Raw genomic sequence first — 15,976 nt, forward strand, 5'->3', positions numbered from 1 at the left:
TATCATGATATATGGGATATCTTTTGAAAAACTTGGACAGATACATCCGTTTGAATGTGATATTGATTTGAAATTACACGATAAAGTTGTATGTGAAAGTGATTTTGGAATTGAAATAGGGAGCGTTACCAAAATTTTCAAAGAACAGATTGAAACCAAAAAGTCGATCATTCGGCTTGCGACGGAAGAAGATCTTTCAAATAACACCCAAAATGAGAAAGATGCGATAACGGCGCTTGAAATTGCCAGAAAGAAAGCGGAAGAACATTCACTGTTGATGAAAATGTTGAGCGCAAGGTACACACTCGACAGATCAAAACTGATTTACTTCTTTTCGGCCGATGGCAGAATCGATTTCAGGACATTTGTCAAGGATCTGGCTGGCACTTTTAAAACAAGAATAGAATTAAGGCAAATAGGCGTGAGGGATACGGCAAAGATCGTCGGTGGCATAGGAATGTGCGGCATGCAAACTTGTTGTTCGAGATTTGAAAGAGATTTCAAAAGCATAACGCTCAAATATGCAAAAACTCAGCAACTTTTGATAAATCCTTCGAAAATATCCGGCGTTTGTGGTAGATTGCTGTGCTGCCTCGCTTACGAAAACGACGCTTACCTTGAAATACTGAAAAATCTTCCCGATACGGGAGATATGGCCAAATACAACGACAAAGTATACACGGTTTCTGAAGTGAATATCTTTTCAAAAATTATAAAAATGAGGGACAACGAATATTTAGAATTGAAATTGACCTTCGATGAATTTATAAACGGAAAGGGTGAAAAAATTTGCGATTCGAAACCGCCGGAAGAGACGGATATGCCAGGGCTGGAAAACTGACTCTTAATCATGGAATAGTCGAAACTCCCGTCTTTATGCCGGTTGGAACCAACGGGGCGATAAAGATGTGCAGCCGTGAATGCGTAAAAGATGCCGGTGCCCAAATTGTGCTTGCCAACGCTTTTCATCTTTATCTTAAGCCTGGCCTTGATGTTTTGAGAAGTTTTGGCGGCATCCATAACTTCGCCTCATGGGATATACCGATCTTAACGGACAGCGGCGGTTTTCAGGTTTTCAGCCTTTCAAAAAATATGCGCGTTGATGATGAAGGAGTTGATTTTAAATCTCCTTTTGACGGATCCATTCATAAATTCACACCGGAAAAAGTTGTGGAAATTCAGGAAGCAATAGGGTCGGACATAGCGATGGTGCTTGATGAGTGTTTGGCCCCCGGAAACGATCTTGAATCAACGAAAAAATCCGTGAGAAGAACCGGACAATGGGCGGAAAGGGCGTTAAAATCGCACGAAAAGAAAGATCAGAATCTTTTTGGCATAACGCAGGGTGGCTTCTTTGAAGATTTAAGAAAAGAAAGTACCCTCGAAATAACTTCAATGCCCTTTGACGGATTCGGAATAGGGGGGCTAAGCGTCGGCGAAGACGTGGATACGACTATCCGCATGCTCGATGTTGTGCTTCCTTTGATGCCTCAGGATAAGCCAAGATATCTTATGGGTGTCGGAGATCCGGTTTTAATGCTTGAAGCGATCGAAAGAGGCGTTGATATGATGGATTGCGTTTTGCCGACGAGAATGGGCAGGCACGGTGGAATTCTGACTTCTTCGGGAAGAATTAACATACGCGCATCTGTTTACGAAAAAGATCCAGGTCCTCTTGATTCGGAATGCGATTGCAAGGTGTGTAAAACTTATTCAAGGGGATACATCCATCACCTTATAAAGCGCGGAGAATCAACCGGTATGATACTTGCAACCTACCACAACATTTATTTTCTCACAAATTTAATGAAACAATCGAGAAATGCTATAATTAAAGGTGAATTCGATGAATTCAAAAAATACGTGATTGAAAAAATAAATCACAAAAAGAGGTGAATGTTTTGACAAAAGAAGATGTCATAAGCGTACTTTCAAAGATAAAATATCCCGGCTACGCAAAAAGTCTTGTGGATTTCAAAATAGTCAAATCGATAGACGTAGACGACGAAGAGATAAAAATCGTTTTAAATCTCGCGACAAAAAACGAAGAAACCAAAAAACGCATATTTGACGATATTAAAACGGCTTTCAAGGGATCAGGGCTCAGGCTTATGCTTTCGACGGTTCAGGATCAACCGCAATCGACAACCGTTGAACAAAAGCATATGGTTCAAAAGGCAAAAAAACGTGTGGCCGTGTTGAGCGCCAAGGGTGGAGTCGGTAAAAGCACATTTACCGTTTCTTTGGCAATAGCCTTAAAAAGAAAGGGATACACCGTCGGCATCTTCGATGCGGACATACATGGGCCAAACGTTCCGAGAATGTTAGGCACTCTCGGCGAAAGGGCATCGATAAACGAAAATAAAAAGATAATGCCTGTTTTGAAGGATGGAATTTATTCGATGTCGCTTGGCTACATCGTCGATCAGGAAACCCCAGTTATATGGAAAGGGGCAATGGTTTCAAAGGCAATAGTAGAGATGTTGGAATCGACGGAATGGCCAGACATGGATTATATGATAGTCGATCTTCCGCCCGGCACCGGTGATGCCGCACTCACGATAAAACAAAACATGGATGTCGATGGTGCGGTGATAGTGACAACTCCAAACGCGCTTGCCGTGGCCGATGCTTTCAGAACGGTTGACTTTTTCAGACAGGTTGGAATAGAAATATCCGGATTTGTGGAAAACATGGCATATTTCGTGTGTGATAACTGCCACAACAAACTTTATCCGTTCGGCAACGTTGAACCGGAAGCACTTGAAGAAGCGCTTGGTATTTCTTCATTGGGGGTAATTCCTTTTGTGCCCGAAATCGAAGAGGCAACTGACGATGGAACACTTTCAACTTTGGAAAATAAAGAGTATTTTGATCTGATAAGCGACGTGGCAAATAAAATTTAGGAGGAAAATTATGTACTGGTCCAAACTTTATGCACCTACTTTAAAAGAAAGTCCATCGGATGCGGATATAAAAAGTGCCGAATTACTTATAAGAGGTGGCTTCATTCGGAAATCCGCTTCGGGAGTTTTTTCGTACCTGCCACTCGGTACACGCGTCCTCCAAAAAATAACGCAAATTGTCCGTGAAGAAATGAACATCGCCGGTGCCCAAGAACTTTTGATGCCTATAATGCAACCGTCCGAGATATGGAAAATAACGGGAAGATGGGATGATTACGGACCTGAGATGATGAAATTCAGAGATAGAAATGACAGAGAATTCACACTCGGCCCAACCCATGAAGAAATGATAACGACTCTTGTTAAAGACGAATTGAGATCTTACAAACAACTGCCGGTAAATCTTTACCAGATAAACACAAAATACAGGGACGAAATAAGGCCAAGATTCGGCTTGTTGCGCGGAAGAGAATTCATCATGAAAGATGCTTACAGTTTCCACACAAGCCCTGAATCTTTGGATCAAACTTATAAGGATATGTACAACGCATACTCTCGAATATGCGAGAGAATGAACATGAAGTACGTCGCCGTTGAGGCTGACACGGGAGCGATTGGCGGAAGCAATTCCCATGAATTCACGGCTTTTGCCGAAAGTGGAGAATCTGACATACTCGTGTGTGAAAAATGCGGCTATTCCGCAACGCAAGAGAAAGCAGAATGTTCGGACGATCAAAAAAGTGCGGATGAACCTTTAAAAACATTGACGCTTGTTGAAACTCCAAATGTCAGGACTGTGGATGAACTTGCAAAATTTTTGAAGATAGAAAAGGGTAAAATCGTCAAATCGATGGTCTTCACGGGTAAAAACGGATATGTAATGGCTCTCATAAGGGGAGATCTCGAGATAAACATACCAAAACTTAAGTCGTATCTCGGAGATCAAACCCTGAGATTTGCAACTGCTGAAGAGGTTTTCGAAAAATTTTCAAGCCAGATAGGTTACATAGGCCCGATAGGCGTGAAAGCGGTCAGAATAGTGAGCGATAATTCTGTGAAAAATTTGAAGAATTACGTTGTTGGAGGCTTGAAAAACGAATATCACTACATCAACGTCAATCACGAGAGAGATTATAAAATCAACGAATATACGGATATAAGGGTTGTGGTGGATGGAGATAAATGTCCAAAATGCGGATCGCCTCTTAAACTGAAAAAAGGTATCGAAGTGGGACAAGTTTTCAAACTCGGAACGAAGTATTCTGAAAAACTCTCCGCCACTTACGTGGATTCAGACGGAAGCGAAAAGTATTACGTGATGGGCTGCTACGGATGGGGCGTAAGCAGAACTATGGCGGCCGTCGTTGAACAGTTTCACGATGAAAAAGGCATAATCTGGCCAAGGGCAATCGCACCTTTTGAAGTGGTCGTCACGATAGTAAACACAGCCATGCAAGATCAGGTCAGAGTTGGCCACGAAATTCATGAAATGCTCGAAAAGCATGGAATTGAAGTGCTTCTGGATGACAGAGACGTATCGGCCGGCTTTAAATTTAAAGATGCCGATTTGATAGGCATACCTTTAAGGATAACATGCGGAAAGAGTCTTGAAAATGGAGATATCGAGTTAAAATTGAGAAATTCCGACAAATCTTCAAAAGTCAAGATCGAAGATCGCGATTCTGTTTTGAGGAGTGTTGAAACGCTCCTTGAAAGTTACAAATTGTAAGAGTGATATCATGGGAATATTTGATTTTTTCAAAAAAAGTCTTCAAAAGACGAAAGCCGGATTTCTCGGAAAGGCTTTTTCCATTCTCAAAAGCGGAAATTTAGATAAAGAGAAGATCGAAGAGATAAGAGAATTGCTCTTGCTTGCGGATGTCGGAATCCCAACGTCGGATTACATAATAGAAAAACTTAAAAATTCAAAAGGAAAAGATCCTTTGGAAACTTTAAAAAGCGTGCTTTTAGAACTTTTGGGGCAGGATGAATCTGTCAGATTGTCTGCGGTTCCTCCGACGGTCTACACGCTTGTCGGTGTAAACGGATCCGGTAAAACAACGACAGCCGGTAAATTAGCCTTCAGGTTCAAGAAATCCGGAAAAAGGATCGTTTTAGGCGCCGGCGACACGTTCAGAGCCGCTGCCATCGAGCAACTCAAAGAATGGGGCAAAAGAGTAGACGTGCCTGTGATTGCCCACCAGATGGGAGCAGATCCCGGAGCAGTCGCTTATGACACGGTAAACCATGCCATTGCAGAAAATCTTGATATCGCCATAGTTGATACCGCCGGCCGGCTTCACACGAAGGATAACCTCATGAGAGAACTTGAAAAGGTTCACAAAGTTATAAAAAAATTAAGACCGGATCAGCCTGAAGAGGTTTTACTCGTACTCGATTCGACCATAGGCCAAAATGCGATTCAACAGGCAAGAATTTTCGACAAAAGCACAGGCGTAACCGGAATCGTTCTTACAAAACTGGACGGTACGGCAAAGGGTGGCATGATCTTTTCCATAAAACGCGAGTTGGGAATACCCGTTAAATTGATAGGCATCGGCGAAGGAATCGAAGATTTAAAAGACTTCAACGCTTCCGATTTCGTTGATGAATTGTTGCAATGAAGTACAAGAATGTCATTGAACTGTATAAAGAAAAGGTATTCCTTGAAGACGGTGAAAATGCGCTTCATCTTGCAGAAACCATAAGAAGATACGGAAAAGACGGATGGACAAAACGTAAAATTGCGATAGCGCTTGAAATGATAGATCCTAATTTGAAAGAATTGTCCGAGATGACAAATTTCGATCCGTCAAAAACAGAAGAAATATCGAAAAAAACCGGCATTTCCATTTCCAGATTAAGCGTCATGTCGATGATAATCGATCCCAAAAAATATCTTCCCATGGATGAAACCATGGTAAAACTTTCGATAAATCAGTCGATAGACGTTTCGAATTATTCCGCATTTCTGGCCGGATGGAGAAAAGTGCTTTTGCAAAATACGGAATATTTCGATGATTTCATAGATCTTTACCTTGTGCTTTCCGAAAAACGGGCATACGAAAAAGATTCTTCGATAGTCGATGAAACGATAAAAATGGTGGAAAAAACAAATTTTTTATCCCTTGACATGAAAACGTTCGACACTTTCAGAGAAGTATACAATTCACTTCTTCCTTCAGACAAAAAGAAAATCGCCGATTCGATAAAAGATCCTTACGTCAAAGGCGCATTGACAAGACATGCCGGATCACTTTTGATCGTGGATGGCAGCAACGTCGCCATGGTGGGTTTGCCTTATGCGGATCTGAAAAATATATTTTTGGCATTCAGGTTGATAGGATCTTTAAAAGCAGTTCCATGGCCTTTTAAAATCATCTTCGATCAAAATTTCGAGTATAACCTCAGAGGCACCCAAAAGAAACTTTTTGAAGAAAAATTTCAGAGACACCCTGACGTCAAATTTCATTCTCCTGCCGATGAAATGATATTGGAAATCGCAAGAAGCACGAATGCATGGATTCTGTCAAATGACAGGTATCACGATTATCCGCGGGTAGATTGCGTTATGTTAAGATTTGACGGGAAAAGTATCTTCAAAGAAAAGTACTCACACCATTGATAAAGCGACATGTGGCTCGTAGCACGTAAGAATTGGCAATTTTCAATTGACAATTGTCAATTGAGATAACGCGTAATCTGCGATGGACAAAGTCTTTTACTGTTCACTCTTCACACGTCACTTCTCACCAATTGAGGCATCCTGCCCTCCGCCTTCGTCTGACCTTTTCACGTGCTACCGGCTACCCGCCACGTGCTGTTTTGCTGATTACCGATCACGCGTTACTATTTTTTTCTACAAACTACCCGCTACGAGCCACGTGCATATCTTATCTCGCTACCTTTTTTGATTTTACGTATTCATCTATCGCGATTGCCGATTTTTTGCCAGCACCCATGGCAAGGATAACTGTGGCCGCACCGGTTACTATATCTCCACCGGCAAAAACTCCCTCGACTGAAGTCTGACCCGTTTCGGGATCGGCCTCGATGTAGCCATGAGATGTCAATTTGAGTTCCGGAAAAGCGCTCAAAAGCACTTTGTTTGAAGTTTGCCCTATCGCTTCCACAACCATATCTGTCTCTATCGTGAATTCACTGCCCTGAATCGGGACTGGCCTTCTTCTTCCAGATGCGTCTGGCTCTCCAAGTTCCATCTTTATACATTTTACGGCCGTAAGATTGCCTTTATCGTCTCCGATGTATTCTATCGGGTTTGTAAGCCAGTGAAATTCTATGCCTTCTTCTATGGCGTGATGATATTCTTCTATTCTTGCAGGCATTTCCTCTTCACTTCTTCTGTAGACGATCTTGACATTTTCAGCGCCAAGTCTGAGTGACGATCTCGAAGCGTCCATCGCCACATTTCCGGCTCCAACGACGACGACGTGTTTGCCAAGCCTTACAGGTGTATCGCTTTCCGGAAATTCGTAAGCGTGCATCAGGTTTATCCTTGTCAAAAATTCGCTTGCCGAGTACACACCGTTTAAATTTGTACCGGGTATATTCATAAAACTCGGCGTTCCCGCTCCCGTTCCTATGAAGATCGCGTCAAATTCATTTTTGAGTTCCGGGATTGTTATACTTCTTCCGACAATCGAGTCTGTGTCTATTTCAACTCCGAGAGACCTTATGAAGTTTATCTCTCTGTCGACTATCGATTTTGGAAGACGAAATTCGGGTATGCCGTACATCAAAACACCGCCTGCGGCATGAAGCGCCTCAAAAATTTTAACCTCGTATCCCATTTTTGCCAAATCTGCGGCTGCTGTAAGACCTGCGGGACCTGCGCCTATGATGGCCACCTTACCGAGTTTTTGAGACGGGATTTCGGGAATATTCACGGTGCCTTGATCTGCTTCCCAGTCGGCGACAAATCTTTCTAATTTTCCTATCGCCACAGGCTCATGGTCTTTCATCTTTCCGACCGTACATCTTCCTTCGCACTGACTTTCCTGAGGGCAGACTCTTCCGCAGACGGCAGGCAGATTGTTGTAACTTTTCAAAATTTCGGCCGATTTTGGAAGGTCTCTGTTTTTTAAAGCAAGAATGAATCCGGGAATATCAATGTTAACCGGACATCCCGCAACGCACGGTTGATTTACGCATTGCAAACATCTATTTGCCTCCGCAACGGCTTCTTCAAGAGAATAGCCGAGTACAACTTCTTTGAAATTGTGTGCACGCACTTTTGGATCTTGTTCTTTTATGGGTGTTTTGTTGTTCGGAATTTTTATCACAGCCATGAAAGATCACCAACCTTTGCCATGTAATTTTCCAAAGAAATTTTTTCCTGATCTTTGTACTGTCTGAGCCTGTTCATAACTTCATCCCAGTTAACCTCGTAACCATCGAATTCAGGCCCGTCAACACAGGCAAACCTTATGTTTTTGCCCACTGTCACCCTGCATGCACCACACATACCCGTACCATCCACCATTATGGGATTCAAAGAAACAAAAATTGGAATGCCAAGATCTTTTGCCGTGTAAGCGGAAAATTTCATCATCACGGTAGGGCCTATTGACCATGCCTGATCTATTTTTTCTCCCCTTTTGGAAAGTACTTTCATTCCGTCTGTGACGACACCTTTCATACCCATTGAACCATCATCTGTCGTGACGATCAATTCATCTGAATGTTTTTCACATTCATCTTTCAATATGACAAGGTCTGCAGACCTTCCACCCAAAATGGTTATTACTTTGTTACCGGCATCTTTCAGCGCTTTCAAAATCGGTAAAATCGCCGCTATTCCAACGCCTCCGCCTATCATAAGCACCGTTCCGTACTTTTTTATCTCGCTTGGACGGCCTAAAGGACCGGCGATATCTTGCAATGAGTCTCCAACCTTCATAGTGGCCATTTCGTAAGTCGTCTTTCCTACGGCCTGAAAGATAAGTCTTATCTCGCCCTTTTCAGCGTTAAAATCCGCGATTGTAAGAGGAATTCTTTCTCCATTGTGAGATGTTCTTATGACGGCGAACTGGCCTGGTTTTGCATGTGATGCCACCTGAGGTGCTTTGACCCACATCTCGTATTCTTTGGTGGCAATTTTTTCTTTGGATGTTATCTCAAACATTTCTTTCCTCCTTCGCCAAATATACTGAACCAGTTTTAAATTCCGAATTATCGCTCCGGCAGGTGCCCCACTCGATGTCTGGTCCTCGCAGGCTGAGGAGGCCATCTCGGAGGCATCCTGCCCTTCGCTTAAATTAAATAAACATTCGACTTTTAAAGTTATTTAAGTATACATTTCCACCCCTTTTGCCGCTCTCATCCCGGATCCTATGGCACTTATTATGTCCTGCCTTGAATTTGAAGCATCTCCACCGCAAAAGAGACCTTTAACCTTTGTACGACCATACTCGTCTACCGGAACAGACCTTCCATCAAATCCTATCTTCTGCTGGATATCCGCCGGCATAAAATCTATCGACGGCGTCTGTCCTATTGCGGCGATAACGTAATCGACAGATAATGTGACATGTGGTGATTTTTCGTCTACAACCGGCTTCGGTCTCCCGCCGGATGGATCCTTCACAAGAGAGGCAACGGCATATTCAAATGTTTGTGCCGATTTTTCTCCTTTTATTTCGACCGGTACACCCATCTCGACTATTTTAACACCTTCTTCACGTGCATCCTCGATCTCTTCCGGATCGGCTGGCATATCCTCTATTCTTCTTCTGTACACGATAGTCACATCGGCCCCAAGTCTTACAGACGATCTTGCAACGTCCATGGCAACATTTCCGCCACCGACCACGACAACTTTTTTGCCCTTGAGGTCCTTTAAAGATCCGTCATTTACCATATGCATGAAGGTAAGTCCCTGCATTACGCCCTCTAATTCCTCGCCTTTTATCTTGAGCGTCATCGGTTTTGAATTTCCAACGCCAACAAAGACTGCATCGTATGAGTTCATCAAATCTTCGAATTTAACGTCTTTTCCAACCTTTGTTTTCAGACGTACGTTTATTCCGGTCGAAAGGATGGCATTTATATCTTTCATCATCTCGTCTTTAGGAAGTCTGTATATAGGTATGCCCCACATCATAGCACCACCCAACTTTTCTTCGGCCTCGTATATTGTAACATCGTATCCGAGCAACCTTGCGTAGTAACCAAAGGCCAAAGATGCAGGACCTCCTCCCACGGTGGCCAATTTTTTGCCGTTGAATTTTGGAAGTGTTATCTTCGATGTCTTGAGATAATCGTCCACATTAGATGCCGAAAATGCCTTAAGCCATCTTATTGCAAGAGGCTCACCTTGGATTCCGACAACGCATGCCTCCTCGCACTGGTGCGTGCAAACTTCTCCACATATAAGTGGCAATGGATTTCTTTTGTATATCCATTCCAAAGATTCTTCCGGACTTTGTTTTGATATCGCGCTTATGTATTCGGGAATGTGCAATTCATTCGGACAGGCCTCCACACACGCGCCGCATCCGAGACATCTTGAGGCTTCTTTTGAGGCTTCTTCTTTTGAGTATATCTGGACGTATTTAGAAAACGAGATCTTCCTTTTGTCCGGATTGGCCTTTTTGGGCTCTGTCCTTTCAAAATTTATGACTTTATCGAATTTGTTGGTCTCATTTCTGACGTAACCCGGATTTTCAGAACGTTCCTTATCCGCTCGCCATATGAAATCTTTTGAAACAATTTCTGGCTCATCCGCAACAGGCACAGAAAGGTCTGGATGAAAAGAATGAATGTAATCTCTCGACATCTGCAAAGATCCGGTTGGGCATACATCCACACACTGGGCGCAAAAGCAGCATCTTCCGTAATCGAAAACAGGCCTTACCGTTTTCGCAAATTTGTTTGCCGGTTTAACATCGGTGGACTCCATCATAGTCACGGCGTCGGTTGGGCATACTCTTGCGCAGTTACCGCAGCCTATACATTTTTCAAGATCATTCGTGTGAAAGCCACGATAATTCGGAGAATTTCCCGAAACAGGAAAGACTTCGAGATCCTCTTTTGGATATCTTACGGTATGTGGCTTTTTGAAAAGATATTTAAGGCCAACGATTGGCGCAAATCCATTCTTTTTTTCGATATCCTTACTACCCATCTCATTCACCTACCTGTCAAAATCCGGCGGGCACATGTCCGTCGTGTGAATCCAGACCGGAACATCTTCTATTCTCATTCCAACGAGTGCTTTTGTAGCGTAATAAAGTCCTATCGAGTAAGATGGTCCTCTCACGTAGACCCTGTAAGGCTTAACATCTCCATCCGAGACTATGTAGTAGCCAAATTCTCCCCTTGAACTTTCGACTTTAGAGTAGTATGACCCTTTTGGCACTCTAAACTGGAATGGATTTGGAACTTTTGTCCTGTGAGTGCCTTCTGGGATTTGCTTTATGCACTGCCTTAATATCTTTATCGATTCTGAAAGTTCAAGCCTTCTTTGCAATACCCGAGAGAAGGCATCTCCGTCTCCGGTCTTTGGAATGTCAAAATCTAACTCGTTGTAGACCAAATAAGGCTGTGCCTTTCTTATGTCGTACATAACGCCGGACGCACGAAGATTCGGACCTGTAAGCCCATTTTCTATCGCGTCTTCGGCAGAGATGTATCCAAGTCCGACCGTTCTTTTCTGGATTATCGGATTTTGAAAGATGAACTTATCGTATTCCGGTAATCTCTTCTCAAGATAATCGAGAAAATCCGAAAGTTTATCGAGCCATCCTTCCGGCAGATCGTTTTTGACCCCGCCCGGGTACTGGTATATGTGATAAACCCTTCCGCCCGTAAGCCATTCAAAGAGATCGAGGATGTAGTCCCTGTCGCCGATAAGCCACTGGACGGAGGTGTAGTGACCCGTTGTGCCTCCGAGGCCGCTTATGCCAAAAAGAAAGGACGCTATCCTTGCAAGTTCCAAAACGATGACCCTTATGTATTGCGCACGCTTTGGCACATCTATGCCCATCATGTGCTCGACTCCGAGACAGTAAGCAACTTCGTTGACGTCCGGCTCCGGCACGCATATTCGCGGAATCAGGGCAAGATTTTGAGTCCAAAGTCTTCTTTCCATCAATTTCTCAAATCCTCTGTGCAACAATCCGGGATCGGGCGTTACCTCTTCAACGCTGTGACCTTTCATCTTCAAAACGTATGAAAAATTTCCCTCTATTCCCGGATGATTCGGCCCTATGAAAAGTTCGTAATATTTGTAATCGTCATTCGATTCTTTTAGGGGATTCAATTCCATGAGTTTCATCCTCCTTGAATTCAAAAAGTTCCTCGGAGAAGGCAAGCGTGTCGAAATCCTTTCTCAAAGGCGGTATGTCGAGCCAGTTTTCCAAAAAGAATGGCTTTAGGTTTGGATTTCCAGTGAATTCTATGCCGAAAAATTCGTGCATTTCCCTTTCGTAAACCTCGCACAACTTCCATAAAGGTCCCATCGATTCGATAACCGGCCTCTGACGGGGAATTTTCGTTTTCACGATGGTTTCAAGCGCCAGATCGTAAGATTGAAGTATGTAGACAAGTTCAAAATTTCCTTCCTCTATCCAATCAACGCAGGATAAACCCATGAAGGCTTTGAATCCTTTCGCTTTAAGGTATGAAAGAGTTGAGACGAGCCTGTCTTTTGGTGTAAAAACCTCGAATTCCCAGTCTCCAAGCCACGATGCCTTGAGATCCATCGATTTTATCTCATCAAGGATGTCAGCCAATTTTGGTCACCTTCTCGATCTCTTTCAAAACCGGAGATGTCCTTTTCAAAACTTTGTCCTGATTGGCTTTGTACCATTCGTAATTTTTGACGTACTTTTCGTATCCTTTTGCCTCTCCCTTCTGAACCATTTCTTTAAGTTTGACGAAAGCGTCCAAAATGGCCTCAGGCCTCGGCATGCATCCTGCTATGTATATGTCAACCGGTATGTATTTGTCAAGTCTTTCTATGACGTTGTAGGAGTCCCAGTAAATTCCTCCGTTTATCGTGCACGAACCAAAGCCCAAAACCCACTTTGGTGCCTGCATCTGTTCATAGGTATAGACAACCCTTTTCAAAGTTTTTATGGCAAGATATCCAGTTATAAGCAATATATCGGCTTGCCGGGGCGTGGCCATAGGAGTTATTCCGAACCTTTCCATGTCCCATCTCGATGTCATGGTCGGTGGCAACTCTATTGCGCCGCAGCCTGTGCAATAGTGGAGCATCCACATCGATCTGCCTCTGAAATAATCGACTATCTCTGTCCATTCAGACATTCAAAACGCCTCCCTGAATTATAACTATCACGGCCTGGAGAATGCCCAAAAACAAAGGCAATTTCCAGAAAAAACTTGTAGATTCATGAATCCTTAACCTCGGTAATATTGCGTCTACAAGTATGACTATGAAATACAAAACGAATTGTTTTGCGATGAAGATCCAAAAATTCGGTGCGCCACCCAAAAAAAGATCGACTACTATGCCTGTTTCCAAAAACAAGCCTACCGAATGCTGGATCATACCGAATCCAAGGTACTTTCCCCCAAGTTCAACCATAGGACCGGATGCGATTTCCGCAGGCGCTATGGCCTGATCGAATGGCTTTTCTCCGAGCATACCCTGAAGCGCTATCTCTATTGCCAAAAAGCCAAGAGGCATTTTGACTATATTCCAGTTCATAAAGCCTCCGGCTTGCTGGGCAACGATTTGTGTTAAATATCCCGTCTTTGAAAAGAGATATACCGAAAAGATGACGGCGGCAAATGGCACTTCGTATCCGGCCATCAACATCAAAGCCCTTGACATGCCTATGGCAGAGTTCGGGTTTCCGCTCGCAAGTACTCCCATTGCCATTCCGAGATATGCCATCATCATAAGGTAGACGATCATTATCAGACTTGAATCGGACGGCAAAAGTGTAAAGGGGCCTATCGGCAGAAACATCAACGCCGCAAGCATCGGCGCAAAACCTGCCACAAGACCCAAATCAAATGCCCATCCGTGGCTTACCGATCCTTTTGAGAATAATTTGAAAAGATCTATGTAATTTTGCGTGAATGGAGGGCCATATCTTCTTTGAATTCTTGCCATTATCTTTCTACCTATTCCTCCGAAAAGCAATCCGGTTGCAAGCGCCAACGCCCCTATTCCGAATCCCTGAGCAAGTTTTATCAAAAATTCAACTATCACCATACAACCCACCCCGCTATGATGAAGATCACAAGACCACCTACCGCAAGATAGGTGTATATCTGAACGTTGCCGGTAAAGATCTCTTTAACGGCTCCTCCTATGTATTCGACGGACTCTCCAAATCCTTTGAAAAAACCGTCTATCTTTACCTTTAAAAAGGGTGCCAGTTCTTTGTTCATAGGCTCGTAAAAGTCATAACTGAACTGGTACATCTCGGGCGTTAAATTCCAGTCTTGAGGAATCTGTCCGGCCGTGTAATTGTCCTCCTGCGGGACTTTTTTGTGCTTTGCCACAATGGCAAACAGTACAAATCCGAAGATGAAGGCAACTATCACGACAATGAAGATCGAGACCATGTTTATCGAGGAGAAGAAACCGTTTATGTACTCGTATCCAGACGTGGGAAGTGGTTTGAGTCCAAAAGCACTGACTATTGAGTTTATAGGATCAAGAACGAACCCGGGTAAAATTCCAAAAAAGATCAAAGCACCCAGCAAAAATACTTCGGTGATCTTTCCTATCGCCGAAACTTCTTTTACGTTATCGTACCTGTGAGAAAGTTGCCCAAGAAAGACGGCATGAAATGCGCGCATTAAATAAAGGAAAGATGCTATGGAGGCAAAGAAGAGTAAAACGGTGGCAAAGATGAGGCCGTGACTTATCATCGCCTGAAAGATCATCCATTTCGATCCAAAGCCGGCAAAAGGCGGAATTCCGGCGGCCGCCGCTATGCCAACGAAGAAGGTCAAAAAGGTAAGCGGCATCTTTTGCCAGATTCCTCCCATTTCACTCATGCGCGTTGTTCCAACCTTTGAAATCACCGCTATAACGGTTATGAAGATCGCACCGTTGAAAAGCAAATGGTTGAAGGCATGGAACAATCCTGCGGTCAGGCCTATCGGGGTAAAGAGCGCTATCGCGGCAAGGATAAAGCCAAGATTGCTGAAAGACGAATACGCAAAAAGTTTTTTGACGTCATCCTGCATGAAGGCCAAAACACTTCCGACGACGGCCGTAATACTTCCAAACCATAAAAGTACGTAATTTGGCCATGCAAGTCCCAAAACCGTAGGCACATGTGTACCAAGCGTCAAAGGCAAAAAGATCAAAAATCCGTAAACTCCGTATTTGCTCATGACAGAAGAAAGGTACGGCACAAATCCATCAGGAGCCTCGCCGTAGGTATAGGGAACCCACGTGTGAAACGGGAAAATGCCAGACTTTACCATGAAAGCGACGAAAAACAGAGAAACTATTCCCAGTACCTGCCATGGATGAACGCTCAGAATTGACATAAGGTATGATACGTTTGACTGAATTGAAAATGTGCCTGTGAGGTTTGAAAGCAAAAAAATTCCTATAAGCATCGAGTAAGATCCGCCAATGCTCATCATCGCGTAATAAAGTGCACCTTGTCTTGACTCTGCCTCGCGTCTGCCCCCGAATATCATCAAAATAGACGACCACCCCATCAATTCCCATGCAAAGAAGAAACTGATAAGATCGGCCGACATGAAGATCCAGTTACTCGCCGCTAAGGTTAACAAAAGCAGAAAACCTTTCATCTTTGATTTTTCTGAAATGTTGTAGAATGTCAAAACGATTCCGAAAGCGATCGTCATGTAAAGCATGAAAATCGACAGAGGCGTTATTTGAAGGCCCATCTCCAAATTTTTACCTAAAAAATCAAGATGCCATGTGAAAAGATCTCCGACCTTTATTCCAAAAAGAAAGAGAAAGGTCACGGAAAAGGTCAAAAAGGTTATGAGCCTTTCGACAAGTCTATACCTCTGAAGTATGGCAGCAGCAGCGCTACCTATTACGGGAACTATTAAAAGTGCCAAAAGTGAATTCATATTAT

The 15,976-nt window shown here is 43.4% G+C and carries 14 protein-coding genes; 6 read left to right on the plus strand and 8 right to left on the minus strand.

What is annotated here, in order from left to right; translation table 11 throughout:
* Nucleotides 1-4: 4 nt before the first annotated feature.
* From ACP5NR_RS01450 to ACP5NR_RS01475, 6 genes are read left to right on the plus strand one after another with little or no spacing between them, the layout of a single operon-like run.
* A complete protein-coding gene (locus ACP5NR_RS01450; protein ID WP_428005131.1) occupies nucleotides 5-841 on the plus strand; it encodes a PSP1 domain-containing protein in 837 nt (278 codons plus the stop codon).
* Nucleotides 790-1,896: a tRNA guanosine(34) transglycosylase Tgt gene (tgt, locus tag ACP5NR_RS01455; protein ID WP_428005132.1), complete on the plus strand. Its 1,107-nt coding sequence runs from the start codon at nucleotides 790-792 to the stop codon at nucleotides 1,894-1,896. The genes ACP5NR_RS01450 and tgt overlap by 52 nt, the downstream gene beginning before the upstream one ends.
* Nucleotides 1,897-1,901: 5 nt before the next feature.
* Nucleotides 1,902-2,906, plus strand: a complete 1,005-nt coding sequence (locus tag ACP5NR_RS01460) for a P-loop NTPase (RefSeq protein WP_428005133.1) — start codon at nucleotides 1,902-1,904, stop codon at nucleotides 2,904-2,906.
* A gap of 10 nt (nucleotides 2,907-2,916) precedes the next feature.
* Nucleotides 2,917-4,635 carry a proline--tRNA ligase gene (locus ACP5NR_RS01465; protein WP_428005134.1) on the plus strand — a complete coding sequence of 573 codons (1,719 nt, stop codon included), beginning with the start codon at nucleotides 2,917-2,919 and terminating at the stop codon, nucleotides 4,633-4,635.
* Nucleotides 4,636-4,645: 10 nt separating this feature from the next.
* Nucleotides 4,646-5,530 (plus strand): signal recognition particle-docking protein FtsY, encoded by an 885-nt coding sequence (gene ftsY, locus ACP5NR_RS01470; protein WP_428005135.1) that lies wholly within the window; start codon nucleotides 4,646-4,648, stop codon nucleotides 5,528-5,530.
* Nucleotides 5,527-6,531 carry a hypothetical protein gene (locus tag ACP5NR_RS01475; RefSeq protein WP_428005136.1) on the plus strand — a complete coding sequence of 335 codons (1,005 nt, stop codon included), beginning with the start codon at nucleotides 5,527-5,529 and terminating at the stop codon, nucleotides 6,529-6,531. Before ftsY ends, ACP5NR_RS01475 begins: the two co-directional genes overlap by 4 nt.
* Nucleotides 6,532-6,799: 268 nt before the next feature.
* On the opposite strand, the gene gltA is transcribed toward ACP5NR_RS01475, so the two are convergent.
* The 8 genes from gltA to ACP5NR_RS01515 form a co-directional block, all read right to left on the minus strand.
* A complete protein-coding gene (gene gltA, locus ACP5NR_RS01480; RefSeq protein ID WP_428005137.1) occupies nucleotides 6,800-8,215 on the minus strand; it encodes an NADPH-dependent glutamate synthase in 1,416 nt (471 codons plus the stop codon).
* Nucleotides 8,206-9,051, minus strand: a complete 846-nt coding sequence (locus ACP5NR_RS01485; protein WP_428005827.1) for a sulfide/dihydroorotate dehydrogenase-like FAD/NAD-binding protein — start codon at nucleotides 9,049-9,051, stop codon at nucleotides 8,206-8,208. The genes gltA and ACP5NR_RS01485 overlap by 10 nt, the downstream gene beginning before the upstream one ends.
* A gap of 162 nt (nucleotides 9,052-9,213) precedes the next feature.
* Nucleotides 9,214-11,052, minus strand: a complete 1,839-nt coding sequence (locus ACP5NR_RS01490; protein WP_428005828.1) for an FAD-dependent oxidoreductase — start codon at nucleotides 11,050-11,052, stop codon at nucleotides 9,214-9,216.
* Nucleotides 11,053-11,061: 9 nt separating this feature from the next.
* The gene (locus tag ACP5NR_RS01495; RefSeq protein ID WP_428005829.1) at nucleotides 11,062-12,195 is read right to left on the minus strand and encodes an NADH-quinone oxidoreductase subunit D; all 1,134 of its coding nucleotides are present in this window, start codon (nucleotides 12,193-12,195) and stop codon (nucleotides 11,062-11,064) included.
* Complete coding sequence (locus ACP5NR_RS01500; RefSeq protein WP_428005830.1) at nucleotides 12,164-12,661, minus strand: NADH-quinone oxidoreductase subunit C; 498 nt, start codon at nucleotides 12,659-12,661, stop codon at nucleotides 12,164-12,166. The genes ACP5NR_RS01495 and ACP5NR_RS01500 overlap by 32 nt, the downstream gene beginning before the upstream one ends.
* On the minus strand, nucleotides 12,654-13,199 hold the full coding sequence (locus ACP5NR_RS01505; RefSeq protein ID WP_428005831.1) for a NuoB/complex I 20 kDa subunit family protein: 546 nt from the start codon (nucleotides 13,197-13,199) through the stop codon (nucleotides 12,654-12,656). Before ACP5NR_RS01505 ends, ACP5NR_RS01500 begins: the two co-directional genes overlap by 8 nt.
* Entirely contained in the window at nucleotides 13,192-14,115 is a 924-nt protein-coding gene (locus ACP5NR_RS01510) for a respiratory chain complex I subunit 1 family protein (protein ID WP_428005832.1), read from the minus strand. Before ACP5NR_RS01510 ends, ACP5NR_RS01505 begins: the two co-directional genes overlap by 8 nt.
* Nucleotides 14,109-15,971, minus strand: coding sequence for a proton-conducting transporter membrane subunit (locus tag ACP5NR_RS01515; RefSeq protein WP_428005833.1), 1,863 nt, complete (start codon nucleotides 15,969-15,971; stop codon nucleotides 14,109-14,111). Before ACP5NR_RS01515 ends, ACP5NR_RS01510 begins: the two co-directional genes overlap by 7 nt.
* Nucleotides 15,972-15,976 lie beyond the last annotated feature (5 nt).

Origin of the sequence: Athalassotoga sp., assembly GCF_049965695.1 — a bacterium.
GTDB lineage: Bacteria > Thermotogota > Thermotogae > Mesoaciditogales > Mesoaciditogaceae > Athalassotoga.

Coding starts and splice junctions, on each gene's coding strand:
- ACP5NR_RS01450 (WP_428005131.1), top strand. CDS start 5: ATGATATATGGGATATCTTTTGAAAAACTTGGACAGATACATCCGTTT.
- ACP5NR_RS01465 (WP_428005134.1), top strand. CDS start 2,917: ATGTACTGGTCCAAACTTTATGCACCTACTTTAAAAGAAAGTCCATCG.
- ftsY (WP_428005135.1), top strand. CDS start 4,646: ATGGGAATATTTGATTTTTTCAAAAAAAGTCTTCAAAAGACGAAAGCC.
- ACP5NR_RS01475 (WP_428005136.1), top strand. CDS start 5,527: ATGAAGTACAAGAATGTCATTGAACTGTATAAAGAAAAGGTATTCCTT.
- gltA (WP_428005137.1), bottom strand. CDS start 8,215: ATGGCTGTGATAAAAATTCCGAACAACAAAACACCCATAAAAGAACAA.
- ACP5NR_RS01485 (WP_428005827.1), bottom strand. CDS start 9,051: ATGTTTGAGATAACATCCAAAGAAAAAATTGCCACCAAAGAATACGAG.
- ACP5NR_RS01490 (WP_428005828.1), bottom strand. CDS start 11,052: ATGGGTAGTAAGGATATCGAAAAAAAGAATGGATTTGCGCCAATCGTT.
- ACP5NR_RS01495 (WP_428005829.1), bottom strand. CDS start 12,195: ATGGAATTGAATCCCCTAAAAGAATCGAATGACGATTACAAATATTAC.
- ACP5NR_RS01505 (WP_428005831.1), bottom strand. CDS start 13,199: ATGTCTGAATGGACAGAGATAGTCGATTATTTCAGAGGCAGATCGATG.
- ACP5NR_RS01510 (WP_428005832.1), bottom strand. CDS start 14,115: ATGGTGATAGTTGAATTTTTGATAAAACTTGCTCAGGGATTCGGAATA.
- ACP5NR_RS01515 (WP_428005833.1), bottom strand. CDS start 15,971: ATGAATTCACTTTTGGCACTTTTAATAGTTCCCGTAATAGGTAGCGCT.